Source organism: Nocardia sp. NPDC051990 (assembly GCF_040680755.1).
Lineage (GTDB): Bacteria > Actinomycetota > Actinomycetes > Mycobacteriales > Mycobacteriaceae > Nocardia.
The window spans coordinates 124496-138747 of sequence record NZ_JBFAXH010000001.1 but is presented as its reverse complement, the minus strand read 5'-3'; the positions used below and the strand labels follow the sequence as shown (position 1 = coordinate 138747).

The 14252-nt window shown below is 65.7% G+C and carries 13 protein-coding genes; 3 read left to right on the top strand and 10 right to left on the bottom strand.

Annotated features, from left to right (window positions below):
* Positions 1-7 precede the first annotated feature (7 nt).
* On the bottom strand, positions 8-709 hold the full coding sequence (locus AB0L63_RS00650) for a response regulator (protein ID WP_364492779.1): 702 nt from the start codon (positions 707-709) through the stop codon (positions 8-10).
* Positions 706-2367: an ATP-binding protein gene (locus AB0L63_RS00645; protein ID WP_364492777.1), complete on the bottom strand. Its 1662-nt coding sequence runs from the start codon at positions 2365-2367 to the stop codon at positions 706-708. The genes AB0L63_RS00650 and AB0L63_RS00645 overlap by 4 nt, the downstream gene beginning before the upstream one ends.
* 131 nt (positions 2368-2498) lie before the next feature.
* Here AB0L63_RS00645 and AB0L63_RS00640 point away from each other — a divergent pair, with 131 nt between their 5' ends.
* The gene (locus AB0L63_RS00640) at positions 2499-3887 is read left to right on the top strand and encodes a cation:dicarboxylase symporter family transporter (RefSeq protein WP_364492775.1); all 1389 of its coding nucleotides are present in this window, start codon (positions 2499-2501) and stop codon (positions 3885-3887) included.
* Positions 3888-3949: 62 nt separating this feature from the next.
* Here the strand turns inward: AB0L63_RS00640 and AB0L63_RS00635 are convergent, their stop codons facing one another.
* The gene (locus tag AB0L63_RS00635) at positions 3950-4168 is read right to left on the bottom strand and encodes a DUF4287 domain-containing protein (protein WP_364492773.1); all 219 of its coding nucleotides are present in this window, start codon (positions 4166-4168) and stop codon (positions 3950-3952) included.
* Between the two features lie 341 nt (positions 4169-4509).
* On the opposite strand from AB0L63_RS00635, the gene AB0L63_RS00630 reads away from it, so the two are divergent.
* On the top strand, positions 4510-5970 hold the full coding sequence (locus AB0L63_RS00630) for an NAD(P)/FAD-dependent oxidoreductase (RefSeq protein WP_364492771.1): 1461 nt from the start codon (positions 4510-4512) through the stop codon (positions 5968-5970).
* 64 nt (positions 5971-6034) lie between these two features.
* Here AB0L63_RS00630 and AB0L63_RS00625 read toward each other — a convergent pair whose 3' ends face one another.
* The 7 genes from AB0L63_RS00625 to AB0L63_RS00595 all read right to left on the bottom strand — a co-directional run bounded on the left by AB0L63_RS00625 (position 6035) and on the right by AB0L63_RS00595 (position 12739).
* Positions 6035-6976 carry a cation diffusion facilitator family transporter gene (locus AB0L63_RS00625; RefSeq protein ID WP_364492769.1) on the bottom strand — a complete coding sequence of 314 codons (942 nt, stop codon included), beginning with the start codon at positions 6974-6976 and terminating at the stop codon, positions 6035-6037.
* 256 nt (positions 6977-7232) lie between these two features.
* Positions 7233-8453, bottom strand: coding sequence for a mannose-6-phosphate isomerase, class I (manA, locus tag AB0L63_RS00620; RefSeq protein ID WP_364492767.1), 1221 nt, complete (start codon positions 8451-8453; stop codon positions 7233-7235).
* Positions 8453-9673 carry a tobH protein gene (locus AB0L63_RS00615; RefSeq protein WP_364492765.1) on the bottom strand — a complete coding sequence of 407 codons (1221 nt, stop codon included), beginning with the start codon at positions 9671-9673 and terminating at the stop codon, positions 8453-8455. Before AB0L63_RS00615 ends, manA begins: the two co-directional genes overlap by 1 nt.
* A gap of 238 nt (positions 9674-9911) precedes the next feature.
* Entirely contained in the window at positions 9912-11282 is a 1371-nt protein-coding gene (locus AB0L63_RS00610; RefSeq protein ID WP_364493913.1) for a phosphomannomutase/phosphoglucomutase, read from the bottom strand.
* A 61-nt stretch (positions 11283-11343) separates the two neighbouring features.
* Entirely contained in the window at positions 11344-11733 is a 390-nt protein-coding gene (locus AB0L63_RS00605) for a DUF3499 domain-containing protein (RefSeq protein ID WP_364492763.1), read from the bottom strand.
* Between the two features lie 96 nt (positions 11734-11829).
* Complete coding sequence (locus tag AB0L63_RS00600; protein WP_169338101.1) at positions 11830-12309, bottom strand: metallopeptidase family protein; 480 nt, start codon at positions 12307-12309, stop codon at positions 11830-11832.
* A gap of 196 nt (positions 12310-12505) precedes the next feature.
* A complete protein-coding gene (locus AB0L63_RS00595) occupies positions 12506-12739 on the bottom strand; it encodes a WhiB family transcriptional regulator (RefSeq protein WP_029901515.1) in 234 nt (77 codons plus the stop codon).
* Between the two features lie 513 nt (positions 12740-13252).
* Here AB0L63_RS00595 and cofD point away from each other — a divergent pair.
* A complete protein-coding gene (cofD, locus tag AB0L63_RS00590; protein ID WP_364492760.1) occupies positions 13253-14251 on the top strand; it encodes a 2-phospho-L-lactate transferase in 999 nt (332 codons plus the stop codon).
* Position 14252 lies beyond the last annotated feature (1 nt).

The following is a 14252-nucleotide window of genomic DNA, read 5'->3' as shown; positions in this document are numbered from 1 at the left end:
GGAGCAGCTACTCGGGGCGGATTTTCCAGATGTAGCGGGTTTTGGGGCGGCCGGCGCGGCCGTAGTCGGATTTGCGGTCGACCAGGCCGTCGTCGGCGAGTTTTTCCAGGTAACGCCATGCGGTGATGCGGGAAACGCCGACGGTGCTGGCTGTGTCGGCGGCGGTTAGTCCGCCTGGGGCATCGCGGACTGTGCGCGAGATTTCGTCCAGTGTTTGGGGGGCGACGCCTTTGGGGGCGGTGGCGCGTTGGTCGGAGGTGCGTAGGGCGCTGAGGGCGCGGTCGATGTCCTGTTGGGAAATGGCGGTTTGGCCCGAGGGCAGGGCGGTGCGGAATTCCCGGTAGCGTTCGAGTTTGTCGCGGAAGGCGGCGAAGGTGAACGGTTTCAGGAGATAGAGGACCACACCGTAGGAGACGGCGGTGCGCACCATGGCGAGGTCGCGGGCCGAGGTGATGGCGATGACGTCGGGGCAGGGTGCGAGGCCGGTCAGGGCGGCGGCCACGTCCAGGCCGCTGGCATCGGGCAGTCCGATATCCATGAGTACCAGGTCGATCGGCGCATTCTCGGCGGCCGCGTTGGCGGCGGCGCGCATGGCCTCGCGGCCGGTGTGCGCGACCGCGACCGCGGTGAACCCCGGAATCCGTTCGACGTAGGCGCGGTGCGCCTCGGCGATCAAAGGCTCGTCCTCGACGATCAACACTCGGATCATCGCGCATCCTCTCGTGGGATCGTCACGGTCACGACACTTTCCGGATCTCGTTCGGTGCCGATCACGCCGCCGTGCCGGTCGACAAGCCGATGGACAAGTGCCAGCCCGAGACCCTGATGGTCGGCCTTGGTGGAGTAGCCGCGTTCGGCGGCGCGGGCGAAGGTTTCTGCCGACATACCGGGTCCGCTGTCCGCGACGCGGACATACAGCGCCGGACCGTTCGCCGACCGCACCGAATCGAACACCCCCGCCAACTCGACGGCCAGCGCCCGATCGGGTGCCTGCACCGGATCTGCCGACGAATCCTGTTGGTGCACAGTAACTTCCACCCAGCCGACGGCGCCATCGGCAGCCGCGTCGATGGCATTGTCGATCAGATTGCCAACCAGCGTCACCGTCTCTTGCGCGGACAGCGGTGCCGTCGAATCGAGCGCCGTATCCTCGGTGATCGTCAGCTCGATGCCGCGCTCGGCGGCCTGGTTCACCTTGCCGAGCAGCAGTGCCGCCAGCGCCGGATCGCCGACCGAACTGAGCAGCCGATCGATAAGGGCTTGGGACAGTTGCAGTTCCGCGGTCGCGAACTCCACCGCCTCTCGATAACGCCCCAACTCCACCATGGTGATCACGGTGTGCAACCGATTGGCCGATTCGTGCGCCTGCGCACGCAACGATTCCGCGAAACCGCGCACCGAATCGAGTTCGCCCATCACGGTGCGCAATTCGGTATGGTCGCGAATGGTGATCACGGTGCCGATCGGTCGCCGCTCCCAGGTAACAATATCCTGATTGACCAGCAGGATCCGGTCCTTGGTCACGTGCATCTCGTCGCGAACCACCCCCCAACTCATCCGCTGCATCGAGATCGGCAGATTCGTCCGCGCGACGGGCCCATCGGGCAGATCGAGCAACCTGCGCGCCTCGTCGTTGACGACCTCCGCACGTGTACCGTTCGGCCCGAATACGACCAGCCCCTCGTGGATCGAATGCAGCACCGCGTCGTGCTGTTCGTACAGTGTACGTAGCTCGTCCGGCGCGAGACCGTGCGTCTGCCGACGAATCCGGCGACTCAGCAGGAACGAACCCGCCGCCGCGACCACCAGACCCGCAGCGGCCACGCCGAGAATCAACGGCAATTGCGAGGCGACCTGATCGCCGATCCGCGCCCGGGTCACCCCCGCCGACACCAATGCGATGATGCGCCCGTCGTCGTAGACCGGAGTGACCGCCCGAATGGAAGGACCGAGCGTTCCGGTGTATGTCTCGGTGAACGTCTCCCCGGTCAGCGCCCGATCGATATTGCCGCCGAACGGTTGCCCGATGAGCGCGGGCGTGGTGTGGGTATACCGGGTCCGATCCGGTGCCATCACCACGATGAAGTCCATCCCGGTCGCCTTGCGGGTCCGTTCGGCCACCGGTTGCAGCAGGGCGGTGGGGTCCGTAGTGCGCAGGGCCCAGAGGGTGGACGGCGCAACGGCCACGGCCACCGCGACATCGGTGACTTCGCGTGTGGTGGTGACATCGCTGTCATGCCTGGCGTCCAGGACGGCTAGAACCGCCCCGATTCCGATGACCAGCCCGAGTACCACGAGCTGGAGCACGAAGGCCTGACCGGCCAGCGATAGCCGACCGCGTCCCCCGTGTTTCTCACCGCGCAACACTTTCTATCCCTCGTGCAACTTGAACGAAATGCACCAAAGCGTGACCGCAATCACCTCTGGCAGCCAACATTGTGCACATGAGGGCATGAGTCACCTCATGCCGGTACCACTTGAAAGAGACTTCACCCACCATGAGCGATAGCAGCGACCGAACAATCGACACCGCCGAAGCACCACAGCGGCCAGTGCCACGCGACCGTACCCACTGGCTGTATCTGGCCGTCATCGTCGCCGTCATCGCGGGAATTCTGGTCGGTTGGCTGGCGCCCGAGTTCGGTCAGGACGTCGGCCCGCTTGGCACCATGTTCGTCAATCTGATCAAGATGATGATCGCGCCAGTCATCTTCTGCACGATCGTGCTCGGCATCGGCTCGGTGCGCTCGGCCGCCAGTGTCGGCAAGGTCGGCGGGCTCGCACTCGGGTATTTCCTGGTCATGTCGACGGTCGCGCTCGGCATCGGTCTGGTCGTCGGCAACCTGCTGGAGCCGGGTTCGGGCTTGAATATCGCCAAGACCGCCAAGCAGGGCGCGAAGCTGGCCGATCAAGCGCATGCCGCGGGCGGCACCTGGGACTTCATCCAGAGCATCATCCCGACCACGCTGGTGTCCTCGCTGACCACCGGCAGTGTGCTGCAAGCACTGTTCGTCGCGCTGCTCGTCGGATTCGCGCTGCAGGCCATGGGTAGGACGGGCGAGCCGATCCTGCGCGGTGTCGCGTCGCTGCAGAAGCTGGTGTTCCGGGTTCTGTCGATGATCCTGTGGCTGGCCCCCATCGGTGCGTTCGGCGCGATCGCGAATGTGGTCGGCAAGACCGGACTCGATGCGGTCAAGCAACTCGCGCTGCTGATGGTCGCGTTCTATCTGACCTGTCTGGTTTTCATCTTCGGCGTGCTCGGCGTGCTGCTGTGGGCGGTATCCCGGGTGTCGGTGTTCAAGCTGGTCCGCTACCTGGCGCGGGAGTACCTGCTGATCGTCGGCACCTCCTCCTCGGAGTCCGCACTGCCGCGGCTGATCGCCAAGATGGAGCACCTCGGTGTCGAACGGACCACCGTCGGTGTCGTTGTGCCGACCGGCTATTCGTTCAATCTGGACGGCACCGCCATCTACCTGACCATGGCGTCGCTGTTCATCGCCGACGCGATGGGTAAACCGCTCAGTATCGGGGAACAGGTCGGCCTGCTGCTGTTCATGATCGTCGCCTCCAAGGGCGCGGCCGGTGTCACCGGTGCGGGGCTGGCCACGCTTGCGGGTGGATTGCAGAGCCATCGTCCCGAACTGCTCGATGGCGTCGGCCTGATCGTCGGCATCGACCGGTTCATGTCGGAAGCCCGTGCGCTGACCAACTTCTCGGGCAATGCCATCGCTACGGTCCTGGTCGGCACCTGGACCAAGACCGTCGATGTGGACCGGGTCCGTACGGTCCTCGATCGCAAATTGCCCTTCGACGAACGGACCATGGTCGACGATGACCACGGCCCGCGGCCACAGCAGGACGACACCAAGGATCTGGTTCCGGCCTAGCTGTACCCCGTATGACGAAGGGGCCCGCAGGATCTGCGGGCCCCTTCGTGGTGTCGGTGGGATCAGTCGGCCCACTTCTCCGGATTCAGGTAGTGCTGGGTGATCGCGGTGGCGTGGCCGTGGCCGAAGCCGTGCTCGGACTTCAGCCATTCGACGATTTCCTTGTGCGAAGCCAGATTCGACGCGCGCATGGCGGATTTCCACTCGTCGATGGTGCGACCGTACTTGGCCTCGATCGCTGGGAAGTAGGATGCGGGGCCTTTGGGCTTTGTCGTTGCCATGTTCGTCTCCTCTGTTCATGCGTTCAGCGAAACCGACGGGGCGGATCGCCGAAACTCATCGGTGCGATCCGGTGATCAGGCGTTGGCGGTGCATTCGATGAGATCCAGACCACATACGCGCCGTTCGCGGGCGAATTCGAGCTACAGGCCGGCACCGAGGTGGCCTGTAGCGCGGTGCACGGGATCGCCACGCTGGATCGCAGCGGTCGCCTGGTCGACAACCTGCACCAAGAGCGCATCCGGGTGCTGCTCGGCAAATGGACACATCAGGGGAGTGACCGGGTGATAGATACCCCGCACGGGTGACGGCACAGCCTGGGTCGACCCGGCAGAATTGAGGTATGCCTGATGTCGTCGTGGTCGGTTCCGGTCCCAACGGTCTCGCCGCTGCGGTGATCCTGGCCCGTGCCGGTCTCACCGTCGAGGTGCACGAGGCGCAGGCCACCGCGGGTGGCGGGAGTCGCACCGCCGAGTTGACGCTGCCCGGATACCGGCACGATGTCTGCGCCGGTGCGCATCCGATGGCGCTGGCGTCGCCGTTCTTTCGCGCCTTCGATCTGGCCGCGCACGGTGTCGAACTGCTCGCTCCCGAGGTGTCTTACGCGCATCCGCTCGACGGCGGCACGGCCGGTGTGGCGTGGCGCGATCTGGACCGCACCGCCGCGGGTCTCGGCCGGGACGGCGCCGCCTGGCGTGCGCTCTTCGAGCCGATGGTCCGGCATTGGCGGCAGGTCGTGGATTTCGCGATGTCGGACCTGCGCCGTCCGCCCGCCGACCTACTGACCGGACTGCGTTTCGGACTGCGGGTGCTCGAGCAGGGTTCGCCCCTGTGGAACGTGCGATTTCGCGAGCAGACGGCACCGGCACTGCTGACCGGCGTTGCCACGCATGCGATCACACCGCCGCGCGCCATCCCCGCGGCCGGGGCGGGCATGCTGCTCGCGACACTCGCACATGCCGGCGGCTGGGTGCTACCACGCGGCGGCAGTCAGGCCATTGGGGACGCGCTCATCGCCGAACTCGACCGGTTCGGCGGCAAGCTCATCACCGGACACCGCGTCGATTCGCTCGACGAATTCGGTGGCGCGCGTGCGGTTGTGCTGGATACCGCGCCCGCCGAACTGCTGCGCATCGCGGCAGACCGGTTGCCGGCTCATTACGCAAACGGCTTGCGCCGCTTCCGTTACGGCGGTGCGGCCTGCAAGATCGATTTCGCGTTGTCCGGGCCGGTGCCGTGGCAGGCGCCGGGGTGTGAGCTTGCCGGGACGCTACATCTGGTCGGCACTCGCGCCGAGGCAATGGCCGTCGAAAAGACCGTCGCCGCAGGACAACACGCGGATCGTCCCTATGTCCTCGCCATCCAGCCGGGCGTGGTCGACTCGACGCGGGCACCGGCGGGCGGTCATACCCTCTACACCTACGCCCACGTCCCGAACGGCTCCACTCGCGATATCAGCGCCACCGTCATCGCTCAGGTGGAACGCTTCGCCCCCGGCTTCACCGACCTGATCCTGGCCAAGAATGTCGTCACCGGTGCCGAAATGCCGAAGCACAATGCCAACTACATCGGCGGCGATATCTCTGCCGGCGCGATGACTCTGCGCCAGTTCGCCTTCCGACCGGTCCCGCGCTGGAATCCATACGCCACACCACTACCCGGGGTCTACCTTTGCTCCTCGACCCCGCCGGGTCCGGGTGTCCACGGCATGTCGGGCATGCACGCAGCACGGCATGTGCTACGCAGCGAATTCGGAATCCGCATCGACCCAACAGATCTGCTGCGCACCTCGAATCCGACCTGAACGTGCGCATTCTGCCGGATCTGGCGCGATTCGCCGGAATCGGCCGAAAAGCGCCGGCTCAGGCCTAATTGCGTGGAATCGCTGAATCAGCCCGTGCCGTCCGGTACAGGTCGGGTTCCAGATATATCACCCGCGCGGCGGGCACGGCCGCCCGCACCCTGGACTCCGCATCATCGATGGCCGCGGCGATATCGGCGATAGCCAGATCGGGCACGATCGAGATCTTGGCCGCGACCAGGATCTCCTCCGGCCCGAGATACTGCGTTTTGAGATGGATCAGCCGGTCGATGCGCTTGCCGTCGACCAGGTTGGCGCGGATAGCCTTATCCTCCTCCGGTGTCGCGCCCTCACCGATGAGCAGGCTCTGCATCTCCACGACCAGGATCAACGCGATAACGCCGAGCAGTCCGCCGATGGCCAGGGTGCCGATGCCATCCCAGACCGGATCATCGGTGAGCACGGTCAGCCCGACCGCAGCGAATGCGAAGACCAGACCGATCAGCGCGCCGGTGTCCTCCAGTAGCACCACCGGCAGTTCCGGACTGCGCGAATTGCGGATGAACCGCCACCAGCTCGCATTTCCCTTGAGCGGGACGGATTCCCGTATCGCCGTGGTGAAGCTGTAGCCCTCCAGACAGATCGCGATGAACAGGATGACAATCGCGACGATCGGATTGTTCAGTTCCTCCGGATGCTGGATCTTGTGGATGCCCTCATAGATGGCATAGATCGAGCCGAGCGTGAACAGCACCAGCGCCACGATGAACGAATAGAAGTACCGATTGCGCCCGTATCCGAACGGGTGCAGTTCATCGGCATCGCGTGCGGCGCGGCGCTGACCGAGCAGCAGCAGCCCCTGGTTGGCGGTGTCCGCGACCGAGTGCACCGCCTCGGCCAGCATCGATCCCGAACCGGTGATGAACGCGCCGACGAACTTCGCCGCCGCGATCCCCGCATTCGCCGACAATGCGGCGAGAATCGCCTTCTTGCCACCACCAGCCGACATAAGTAGGTCCTCCTGTGCCCAATGTGCAACGCCTGCGGCGCTGCGTGTTCGTGGCCCCTGGTGTCTCGCGTCCGAGCGGCCGAGACTCGCGACTATGTCGCATGCACTTCGGCCGCTCGGCTGAGTTCATGGCCGCGCCCTCGGCGAACGCGAGACGGTCCGCCAACGTCGCTCGTAAGCTTGCTCCGTGGTGGCCCCGTCAGGAGGCCGTCGAACGAACAGCCTAGGGCAGCATACGGGCAGACCGGGCGACAGGTCAGTTCCCACCACCGACGCACGCGCAGAACACCTGGGCGTCACCATCGACGGCTTGGGTGCGAATCTCGGTGTCGGCCGCGGATATCCACGCCGCCGCACCGCGTTCCAGCACCAGCTCACTGACCCCTTGGAACAGCCGCACCGTCCCCGCCGTGCACAGCACGATTCCCGGCCCGGTAGATGTCAGCGGCACCTGCCCGGATCCGGCGGTCAGGTCGAACCGCCGCAGCGCGAACTCCGGCGCGGGTGTCCGATACCGCATCGACCCATCGCCCGCCGGTTCCGGCAGCACCACCGGCAGATCTATCGCTTCGAAATCCAGCACCCGAAGCAACTCCGGCACATCGACATGCTTGGGTGTCAGACCACCGCGCAGCACATTGTCCGAGTTGGCCATGATCTCCACGCAGAGCCCGCTCAGATACGCGTGCAGATTGCCCGCCGCGAGGAAAAGTCCCTGTCCTGGTTCCAGCGTCAGCCGATTCAGCAGCAGCGCGGCCAGCACACCGGCATCGCCCGGATAGGCCTCGGCGAGTTCGAGTGTGGTGCGTGCCTCCGCGGTGAACTCTCGGGTGCCGTTCTCCGAGAGATAGCGCACGCATCCGTCCAGCACCTGGGGCAGCAGTGTGCCGAGGACATTCTGCGGCAGCGTGATCCAGGTCGTGAACAGTGTCCGCAGTCCGGCCGAATCGGGTTGGGCGGCGAGCAGATCCGCGTAGGAACGCAGTCCGGGCACATCCAGCGCGCGCAGCAGCTCGACCGTGCGCCGTGGATCCCGGAATCCGGCCAGCGCCTCGAATCGATCCAGCGCCACAACCAGTTCCGGCTTGTGGTTCTCGTCGCGATAGTTGCGCATCGGCGAATCCAGCGGCACCCGTGCGTGATTCTCCCGCTCGAATCCGGCCCGTGCCTGCGCCGAACTCGGATGCGCCTGCAGCGATAGCGGTTCCTCGGCGGCGAGGATCTTCAACAGGAACGGCAGCCGTCCGCCGAATTCCGGTGCGGCGGCGCCGAGTTCGCGTTCCGGATCGTCGGCGACCAATTCCAGCAGTGAGCGGGTGCTGTGCTCCAGGCGGACGTGCGCCGGATCAGCGGGATGCGCGCCGAACCACAGTTCCGCCTCCGGATGCGCGGAAGGGACCGGTCGGCCGCATAATTGAGCGAGTGCGGTGCGTGAACCCCAGGCATAGGAACGCAGCGCACCAACGAGTTCGTGCACTAGTAGTGTCCCCCGTCGAGCTGTTCCGCGGGCTGTGTCGCACCGCCGCGCGAGCCGATCAATCGCAGATAGGCGGCGGCCATCTCCAAGCGCAGCGCGAGCACCGCAAGTTGTTCGAGTTCGCTGGCGTGGGCGATGGTGCCGAGCATCGGCGCGCCCGAATCATCCACCCTGGCAGGCGTGGGCGCGGCGGGATCGGTGAGCGAGGTGTGTAGCAGTTCGACATCCGCACTCACCAGATCGGCGTCGACCAGACCCGATCCGCCGCCGAAGACGGCGAGTCGGCGACGCGCCGCGGCCTGATCCAGGGCGGCGCTGAGCACGAACACGCGGATGCGCTCCACCGGCGCGGGGCCGTCGAGTTCCTCGTCGTGGAACAGCGGATCGAAGTTCGGCGCGGATTCGCCTGCGGCCTCGACCATTCGGGGATTGGCGGCAACAGCCTCGGCCAGATCCACCGCGGTGGCCACCTTGCCCGCCGACTGCAACAGCACCTCGGCGCCGTGCTCGGCTAGCTCGCTGGCGGCGGGGGAGTCCCCGGCCAGCACGATGGCGCGCTGCTGCATGCGTGCGGCCAGCGTCTTGGCCGGATTGTGGAAGACCTCATTGTGCGGGCCATCGCGCAAGGCCTCGGCATCGAGCACATCGGCCAGCTCGGTCAGGTCGGGAACGATCGCACCTGAGCGGTTCGGATCGACAATGCGCAGCACCGCGATGCAGGCCGCGAGGAAGCGCAGCAGCCGATTGTGGTCCAGGACCGGAATCCGCGGCTCCAGTAGTGCGGTACGTCCGGCCGCGGCGGCCCGCAGCGGGCCTTCGTGCGGAGCCGCGACTACGACTTCCGCGCCCCGGCGCTGTGCCCGGTCGATCGCATCGATCAGCCGGGGATCGCCCGCGTCATCGCCTGCGACGAGCACCACGTCGAGCGGACCGACCCAGGGCGGAAGGGCAGCGACCGGGACCACAGGAAGGCCGGCGCGGTCGCCGATCGCGGCGACGATCAGACTCGCGGCGCGCGCGGCCCGGCCCGCGCCGGAGACCAACACCACACTGCGTGGTCGCAGATCCGCGAGGCGCGCGAGCGCGTCCTCACCGACCGCTGCCGCGGTCGCGCGTACCTGCGCACCGCCGGATGCCGCGGAGCGCAGGGCGCCGCCGACATCGGCGGCCTCGAGCGAAACGGCATCGTCGAGGTCGAGCACCGGTGTTCCAGCGATCATCGGGCGTCCCACCTCCCCTCATCGCGCTGTGTGCGGTCCCGCCCTGCTCCCACCCGGGCTGTCGATTCGGGGGGATCGACTCGGGCACCCAGGTCGGGCGAATCCAACGTCTGTAATTCCACTATTCCAGTCAGGAGCGGACGATGCTCAGAATCTCGGTATTGGGCTGAGCCGTCTACTTTCTCCGTCGCCGAGTCCTGGGTGTGTGATTGCATCCGCCCTGGTTCCACTATCCCAGTCAGGAGCGGACGATGCTCAGAATCTCGGTCACGAGCGCGTCTACGTCCTCCGTCGACCTGGCTTCGACGTTCAGCCGCAGCAACGGTTCGGTATTCGATGCGCGCAGATTGAACCAGGCGTCGTCGGCGAGTTGGACGGTGACTCCGTCCAACCGGTCCACCGATTTGGCCCGATCCTCGAATGCGTCGACCACAGCCATCGTCCGCTCCTGCGCGTCCGCCACTGTCGAGTTGATCTCCCCGGACGCCGCATATGTTTCGTAGGACGACATGAGCTCCGAAATCGGCCGGTCCTTCTCGCCGAGTGCCGCGAGCACGTGCAAGGCCGCGAGCATACCGGAATCGGCGCCCCAGAAATCGCGGAAGTAGTAGTGCGCGGAATGCTCACCGCCGAATACCGCGCCGGTGGCCGCCATTTCCTGCTTGATGAACGAGTGTCCGACCCGGGTGCGCACCGGGGTGCCGCCGAGTTCGTGCACGAGTTCGGGCACCGCGTGCGAGGTGATCAGATTGTGGATGATGACCGCACCCGGCTCCTTGGCTAGCTCGCGCTCGGCGACCAGGGCGGTGATCGCCGATGGCGAAATCGGATCGCCGTTCTCGTCCACCACGAAGCAGCGGTCGGCGTCGCCGTCGAAGGCCAGACCGATATCGGCGCCGGACTTGCGGACCAGATCCTGCAGATCGACCAGATTCTTCGGATCGAGCGGATTGGCCTCATGATTGGGAAACGAGCCGTCCAGCTCGAAGTAGAGCGGCACCAGCGTCAGCTGTGGCACGGCGCCCAGCACTTCGGGCACAGTGTGCCCGCCCATGCCGTTGCCCGCGTCCACCGCGATGGTGAGCGGGCGGACATGGTCGAGATCGACCAGTCCGCGCAGGAACTTCGCGTACTCGGCGAGCAGATCGGTCCTCGTGGCGCTGCCTGGCGTTCCGTCGTAGCCGGGTACCCCGTTGATCACCTCGTCCTTGATGGTTGCCAGGCCGGTGTCCTGACCCACTGGAAGCGCCTTCGCACGGCACAGCTTGATGCCGTTGTAGCGGGCTGGATTGTGGCTGGCGGTGAACATCGCGCCAGGGCAGTCGAGATGACCGGAGGCGAAGTACAGCTGATCGGTCGAGGCGAGTCCGATGTGCACCACATCGAGACCCTGGCCGAGTACGCCGTCGGCGAAGCTGGCGGCCAGTTCCGGGGAGGACTCGCGCATATCGTGTCCGATGACCACACGGGTCGCGCCCTCGGCGCGCATCAACCGTGCGAACGCGGCCCCCACATCCTGGACGAATTCTCCGTCGATCTGTTCACCGACGACCCCGCGAACGTCATAAGCCTTGATCACCGCGTTCACGAATTCGGCAGAGCGGGCCACTGTCATGGTGACCACCCTAGTGGCTCGCGCCGACGCCTCTGACAGGGTCCTGTCCCGACTGCTAGCTGGGCGGGTCCGGAAGTACTCGAAGGTGTCCGCGCCGACCGGTGCGCGTCGCGCGCGGTGTCGGCGGGGCGTAATCGGAATAGCGACGCTGGTCGTGCTCCGGGGGACGGCGGCGCAGGCCGGCCTCGCGGACCGCTTCGGCCAACGCCGTCAGATCATCGTCATCCGGTGTGTTGGAAGAGAATCCGCCTTCGTGGCGAACCATTTCCCAACCTTTTGGTGCGGTGATCCGGGAAGCATGTGTTTCACACAGATCCCAGGAATGCGGTTCAGCCACCGTCGCCAGTGGCCCGACTACCGCCGTCGAATCGGAGTACACGTAGGTGAGCGTCGCAACAGCGGGATTCTTGCAACCTGGTCGGCAGCAACGACGCATGGGGATCACGCCGATGAGCGTAACTCGCTCGACGTTCCGATGTGCTCAGACACGCTAAGGATTCGGCGATTTGGGCGAGTTCACCGGCGCTCGGCGGTGTGTTCGTTACGCGCCTTCGGGATCGATGATGTCCGGATCGACGCCGAGATAAGTGGCGATTTGCTGGACCAGAACCTCGCGCAGCAGATCGACCAGATCATCGGGATCGCCCGCGCGCAGTTCGAGTGGCTTGCGGAACAACACAACTCGGGCGCGGGTTGCCACTCCGTGCCGGTCCACACCGGCCGGGATGAGTCGCGAAAGCGGCACCGGCCCGTCGGCTACCACCTCGTCCGGCCAGGTGACCGAATCCGGGTGCAGCGGACGGATTTTCGGCACATCGTCGACCGCGATATCAAGCTTGGTGAGTCGGTCGTGCCACCGGGTGTCCAACGGCGCGAAAGCTTCGAGGACCAGCCGGTCGAACTGCTGCCCCCTGGTGCGCCATGCCGGCACTGTCGGTGGGAGCATCGGTCCGCGCACCCCACGCCCACGACGGATCACCGATCGTGCGGTCGGTGGACGACGATTACGTGAACGGGCCATGACTAAAACCTAGGCTAATCCGCTTCCCCGACCGTTGGCACCCCGCCGGGTGCGGTGTCCGCCGCATCGGCGGTCGATGGTCGGGCGCGGTCGACTTCTGGGCGTGCCCCCGGAGTTACCCAGGTGCCGGCGAAATCAGTCGTCACGTCGGTGACTCGCCGCGTTCGGAGGTAACTCCGGGGCAGGGCCCAAGTCTCTAGCCGATGCCGCGCTTCAGGCGGCGCCGCTCTCGTTCGGAGAGGCCGCCCCAGATACCGAAGCGTTCATCGTGCGCGAGTGCGTATTCCAGGCACTCGTCGCGTACCTCGCAGCCCATGCAGATCCGTTTGGCCTCACGGGTCGAGCCGCCCTTCTCGGGGAAGAACGCCTCCGGATCGGTCTGTGCGCACAGGGCGCGTTCCTGCCACTGCTCCTCGATCGATTCGAACATCTCGTCGAAGCCCGTCGCGACCAAGCTGAGCCGGGGTGCTGTCACTCCGTCGGTCATCTCAGGCCCGATCCGACCGATCTCTGCGCAGACGCCACGTGCTGCGCCTGCTGTGGAATCGGTTTGCGATACGCCGCCTGGCATGCCCGAAGGGGCCAGCTCATTGGTCATCGCTCCGCCTCCTCACTGTGTGTTAGCGCAGATTGATTCTTTCCGTCGGACCAACACGCACACCGACGGCCGTACCCCGCGATGTTGTCCCGCGGACATCCCCGAGCTTGCCACTCCGGTGCGAACGCATGTTCGAAAATACGTCCGCGCCTTGAACTCTCGCGCGAACCCGAAATGACATGACTGTGATTAGACACGCCGAACGTGTCGATGGTCAAGCCGTCGTCGCAATTCCGTTACTATCCGCTACCGCTTTCCGGAGCTGATCTTGAACATGGAATAGCAAATGAGCAGCAAATTCGGTGTGAACGGCAGCCGTTCCGGCAGCGCATAGGCTGTGTCGATGTGACTCCACAACAAGCGGACACCGCACCCGCAGGTGGGCCCAAGATCGCCGTCCTGGTGGGCGGGGTCGGCGGCGCGCGCTTCCTTCAGGGTGTCCGGGAACTACTGCCCGATGCCGATGTTTCCGCCATCGTCAATGTCGGTGACGACGTCTGGATGCACGGCCTCCGGATCTGCCCCGACCTCGATACCTGCATGTACACCCTCGGTGGCGGAATCGATACCGAACGCGGTTGGGGTCGGGTCGCCGAAACCTGGCACGCCAAGGAAGAACTGGCCAAATATCATGCCCAACCCGATTGGTTCGGTTTGGGGGATCGCGATATCGCGACGCACTTGGTTCGGACCGAAATGTTGCGTGCCGGGTATCCGCTCTCCGCGGTCACCGAGGCGTTGTGCAACCGGTGGCAGCCGGGCGTAAAACTCATCCCGGCTACCGACGATCGTTGCGAAACGCATGTCGTTGTCAGCGACCCTGGCAACCCTGGCGAACGCCGCGCGATCCATTTCCAAGAGTGGTGGGTTCGCTACCGCGCGGACATCGAGACGCACGGATTCGCCACAATTGGGGCTGATGACGCGAAACCGGCGCCAAATGTGACACAGATCATAGCTGAGGCCGACGCTGTGCTACTGGCCCCCTCCAACCCGGTGGTGAGCATCGGCGCCATCCTCGCGGTGCCCGGCATTCGCGGCGCACTGCGCACAACCGAGGCCAAGGTGATCGGCATCTCCGGCGTGATCGACGGAAAACCGTTGCGCGGTATGGCCGACGAATGCCTTTCGGTGATCGGCGTGGAAACCAGCGCCGAGGCGATCGGGCGCCACTACGGTGCGCGCTCGGCCACCGGCATCCTGGATGGGTGGCTGATCCACAGCACTGATACCGCGGACGTGCCCGGTGTCGAAGTGCGCAGCGTGCCGCTATTGATGACCGATCCGCCGACCACCGCTGAAATGGTGCGGGAGGCACTCGACCTGGCGGGAGTGAAGCGATGAC

Bases quoted from the DNA above. Each gene is read 5' to 3' on its own strand.
- AB0L63_RS00635 (WP_364492773.1), bottom strand. From the start codon at position 4,168: ATGGCAACGACAAAGCCCAAAGGCCCCGCATCCTACTTCCCAGCGATC.
- AB0L63_RS00630 (WP_364492771.1), top strand. From the start codon at position 4,510: ATGCCTGATGTCGTCGTGGTCGGTTCCGGTCCCAACGGTCTCGCCGCT.
- AB0L63_RS00595 (WP_029901515.1), bottom strand. From the start codon at position 12,739: ATGTTCGAATCGATCGAGGAGCAGTGGCAGGAACGCGCCCTGTGCGCA.
- AB0L63_RS00650 (WP_364492779.1), bottom strand. From the start codon at position 709: ATGATCCGAGTGTTGATCGTCGAGGACGAGCCTTTGATCGCCGAGGCG.
- AB0L63_RS00640 (WP_364492775.1), top strand. From the start codon at position 2,499: ATGAGCGATAGCAGCGACCGAACAATCGACACCGCCGAAGCACCACAG.
- AB0L63_RS00615 (WP_364492765.1), bottom strand. From the start codon at position 9,673: ATGATCGCTGGAACACCGGTGCTCGACCTCGACGATGCCGTTTCGCTC.
- AB0L63_RS00600 (WP_169338101.1), bottom strand. From the start codon at position 12,309: ATGGCCCGTTCACGTAATCGTCGTCCACCGACCGCACGATCGGTGATC.
- AB0L63_RS00625 (WP_364492769.1), bottom strand. From the start codon at position 6,976: ATGTCGGCTGGTGGTGGCAAGAAGGCGATTCTCGCCGCATTGTCGGCG.